The sequence below is a fragment of the uncultured Allobosea sp. genome, assembly GCF_945957345.1.
Classification (GTDB): Bacteria; Pseudomonadota; Alphaproteobacteria; order Rhizobiales; family Beijerinckiaceae; genus Allobosea.
The window spans coordinates 1-3,591 of sequence record NZ_CAMFKW010000107.1 but is presented as its reverse complement, the minus strand read 5'-3'; the positions used below and the strand labels follow the sequence as shown (position 1 = coordinate 3,591).

4 protein-coding genes are annotated in these 3,591 nt (G+C 67.2%); 2 read left to right on the top strand and 2 right to left on the bottom strand.

All coding sequences use genetic code 11. The features are described from left to right. Positions 1-44: 44 nt before the first annotated feature. Both Q0Q36_RS25035 and Q0Q36_RS25030 read left to right on the top strand, forming a co-directional pair. On the top strand, positions 45-653 hold the full coding sequence (locus tag Q0Q36_RS25035) for a 2-hydroxychromene-2-carboxylate isomerase (RefSeq protein ID WP_265058016.1): 609 nt from the start codon (positions 45-47) through the stop codon (positions 651-653). Further along, the gene (locus Q0Q36_RS25030; RefSeq protein WP_293802600.1) at positions 650-1,555 is read left to right on the top strand and encodes a hypothetical protein; all 906 of its coding nucleotides are present in this window, start codon (positions 650-652) and stop codon (positions 1,553-1,555) included. Before Q0Q36_RS25035 ends, Q0Q36_RS25030 begins: the two co-directional genes overlap by 4 nt. Here Q0Q36_RS25030 and Q0Q36_RS25025 read toward each other — a convergent pair whose 3' ends face one another. Then, positions 1,556-2,629, bottom strand: coding sequence for a M48 family metallopeptidase (locus tag Q0Q36_RS25025; protein ID WP_293802598.1), 1,074 nt, complete (start codon positions 2,627-2,629; stop codon positions 1,556-1,558). A gap of 34 nt (positions 2,630-2,663) precedes the next feature. Continuing rightward, a complete protein-coding gene (locus tag Q0Q36_RS25020) occupies positions 2,664-3,221 on the bottom strand; it encodes a LemA family protein (protein WP_293802596.1) in 558 nt (185 codons plus the stop codon). Positions 3,222-3,591: the final 370 nt, after the last annotated feature.

The following is a 3,591-nucleotide window of genomic DNA, read 5'->3' as shown; positions in this document are numbered from 1 at the left end:
CTCGATCGGGCGCGACACGACATGACGACCTGTTCGGAGGCTGAATGCCGAATCGCCCCGCTTTGGACTTCTGGTATGAGTTCGCGTCGCCCTATTCCTGTCTGAGTGCCCTCAGAATCGAAGAGCTGGCGGAAAAAGCCGGCGTTACCTTGCGCTGGCGGCCCTTCCTGCTCGGGCCGATCTTCGCGGCGCAGGGCTGGAACACCTCGCCCTTCTCGCTCTACCCCAGCAAGGGACGCTATATGTGGCGCGATACCGCGCGCCGCGGGCGCCGGCAGGGGATCACGCTCGTCAAGCCCGACAATTTTCCCCAGAATTCCCTGACGGCCGCGCGGCTGGCGCTCGCCGGCCGCGACGGTGGCTGGACGCCCGTCTTCTCGAAGGCGTTGTTCCGGGCGCAATTCTGCGAAGGCCGCAACATCGCCGAGGAGGCCGTGCTGAGCGCGGCGCTCAAGGAGGCGGGCAGCGATCCCAATGTCGCCATGCCGCTCTCGCGCAGCGAGGAGGTCAAGGGTCGCCTCAAGGCCGAGATCGAATATGCCAAGTCGATCGGCATCTTCGGGGCGCCCTTCTTCGTGGCCGGCGATGGCGAGCTCTTCTGGGGCGACGATCGCCTGGAGGAAGCGCTGGAATGGGCGACGGAGGGGCGATGATCCTCGATCGGCGCCGCATGTTGATGGTAGGGGCCGGCCTGTGCCTGGCCTCGGCCGCGCGTGCACGCCCTGCCTTGCCGGGTGACGCGCCGAGCTATGATGCGCGCGAGCTTACGGACGTGCCCAATGCCGCCGCGATCGGCCGGCGCTACTGGTCGCCCGGTCTCAACGAGGGCTATGTCCCGCAGGGGCTCACGGTCTTCGGCGACGAGGTTCTGGTCGCAGCCTATCGCAGCACCGACCGCGAGCAGGACAACGGTCCGGCGCGGCTGTTCAGGCTCTCGCGCCGGGACGGGCGCCTGCTCGGCAGCTTCGCGCTGCCGGCGACCTATGGCCATCCCGGCGGTCTCGCCACGGCGCGGGACACCTTGTTCGTCGCCAATTCGGGCCGGCTTCTGGCGCTCGATTTCAAGGAATCCTGCCGCACCGGCGAATGCGCGCCGTTGAAGGAGGTGCGCGTCGACAAGCAGATGGGGCCGTCCTTCCTGGCGGCTTCCGAGGATGCGCTCTGGTTCGGTCCCTATCGCCGCGAAGGCGCGCCGAACCTGCATGCCGTCCCCGTCGACCGCATCCTGGCCGGCGGCGAAGCGCCGATCGGCCTGGGCGACAGCCGGTCGATCCTCCCGTTGCCGCTCTTCGCGCAAGGCGCCACCTTCGACAGGGGCGGTAAGGTCTGGATTTCGCAGAGCTCCGGCAACCGGCCGGCCTTTTTGTCGCAGCTCGATCCCGCGACCGGCACCGTTCTGGCGCGTTACCCTGTGCCCGGCGGCATCGAGGACCTCGGCCTCGCCTCCGACGGCAAGCTCTGGGCCGTCAGCGAGGCCGGCACGCAGCGCTGGAACCGCTGGAGTACCTTCTACCCCGTGGTTTTCGAGATCGACCCGGCAAAGCTCGGTGCCTGATCAGGCTTGGCCGGGCCCCTGCGGCGGCCGTGCCCAAGGGCCGCGCGCTGCGGTTTCCTCGACCATGGTCGGCAGGTCCTGGCGCTCGCCGATCTTCGGCGGATGTGGCGGCATCGCCGGCATCCGGCCGCCGGCGGTCTCGATCAGCGCCTGAACGCGCTTGGTGACGGAAGGGTGGGTCGAGAACAGGTCGGCGAAATCGTCCGGGTCGTTCTCGAAGCACATATCCATCACGCCGGACGGTACGCCCTCGATATCGGCCCGGCCGGAAATCTTGAGCAGGGCGGAGATCATCGCGTCGGGGTTCTTGGTCAGTTCGACGGCACCGGCATCGGCAAGGTACTCGCGCGAGCGCGACAGCGAGAGGCGGATCAGCACGGCCAGGAACCAGGAAATCGCGATCACCGCGATGCCGACGACGATGGCGAGCCCGTTGCCCTTCTTGGCATCGTCCGAGGAAACCCTGATCCGGCTGCGCCCGAAGCCGCGGAACACGATCTCGCCGATGAAGGAGACGACGCCGGCGATCACCACGGCGATCACCATCAGCCGGACGTCGCCATTGCGGATATGGGTGAGTTCATGCGCCAGCACCGCCTCGACCTCGGCATCGTTGAGCTGGGCCAGCAGTCCGGTCGTGACGCTGACCGTGAACTGGCTGTCGTTGACGCCGCTGGCGAAGGCGTTGAGCGCCTCGCTCTCGACGATGGCGAGCTTCGGCATCGGCAGCCCGCGCGAGATGCAGAGGTTTTCCAGCATGCGGTAGAGCTTGGGATTGTCCTCACGCGCGAGCCCCTTCGATCCCGTGACCGCGTTGATCATCGCGACATTCATGCGGAAGCCGACGAAGACCCAGAGCATCGCTGCTGCGGTGATGAAGGGGAACCAGGAGCGGAAGACGCGGCCCGCCTCGCCGAAGGCAGTGCGCCCGCGCGGCACGCCGCCATAGCCGAAGGCGACGAGCAGCAGGCCCCAGGCCGTGAGATAGACCAGCAGGAATAGCCCGACGATCAGGGCGTTTGACCTGATCCGGTTGTTGCGTTGGTGGGTATAGAGCCCGAAGGCCTGGGCCATCGCAGCCGCTCCCGCTGCCTGGAAGGACGCGCCGTCAGAACTTCACGCTGGGCGCGACCTCGATCTGCGCCCTGGTCTCTGGCCCGACATCGAAGAACTCGCGCTGGGTGAAGCCCATCTGTGGGGCGAACAGCACGGCCGGGAAGGCCTGGATCGCGGCGTTGAACTCGCCGACCGCATTGTTGAAGAAGCGCCGCGCCGCCGCGAGCTTGTCCTCGACATTGCCGAGATCGACCTGGAGCTGCTGGAAATTGGCTGATGCCTTCAGGTCGGGATAGGCCTCGCCGAGTGCGAGCAGCCGGCCGACGGCGCCGGAGAGTTGCTGCTCGGCCGCGGCCTTGTCGTGGACGGTGCCGGCGCCCTGGGCCGCGTTGCGGGCGGCGATCACGGCATCGAGCGTCGATTTCTCATGCGTCGCATAGCCCTTCACCGTCTCGACGAGATTCGGGATCAGGTCGTGGCGCTGCTTCAGTTGCACGTCGATATCGGCGAAGGCCTGGTTTGTGCGCTGCCGCATCGCGACGAGGCCGTTATAGGTCATGATCAGGTAGACGACGAGGACGGCGATCAGCCCCAGAATGGCCCAACCCATAGCACCCCTCCCAAATCGCGGACGAAATTCGCCCGCAGCCTCGCATGAAGCGAGAAGTCGGGGAAGCTACGCGATGTCAGGCGGGTCGGACTCCCTCGAATAGGGGATGCCGCATGATGGCGGCCGCGAACGGGCGGGATCGGGCGATATTGATGCTCCGGAGCGGGCTTCGGCCTTGCTCCGGCGCCCGGCTTGCATTACATCGCCCCTGTCCGAAGGGCCGTGATCGATCATGCGCCGGGGGCGGTCTTCGAGGCCTGCTCCCGTTTCGTGTTTGAGCCGGGCCGTCCGGATACGGATCGAGCCGCTGGTCCAGGCGCCTCCGCCGGCCCCGTCTGACGGGGAGGCGGAAACCTCCGAGAGGAGGTGC

Coding starts and splice junctions, on each gene's coding strand:
- Q0Q36_RS25035 (WP_265058016.1), top strand. CDS start 45: ATGCCGAATCGCCCCGCTTTGGACTTCTGGTATGAGTTCGCGTCGCCC.
- Q0Q36_RS25030 (WP_293802600.1), top strand. CDS start 650: ATGATCCTCGATCGGCGCCGCATGTTGATGGTAGGGGCCGGCCTGTGC.
- Q0Q36_RS25025 (WP_293802598.1), bottom strand. CDS start 2,629: ATGGCCCAGGCCTTCGGGCTCTATACCCACCAACGCAACAACCGGATC.
- Q0Q36_RS25020 (WP_293802596.1), bottom strand. CDS start 3,221: ATGGGTTGGGCCATTCTGGGGCTGATCGCCGTCCTCGTCGTCTACCTG.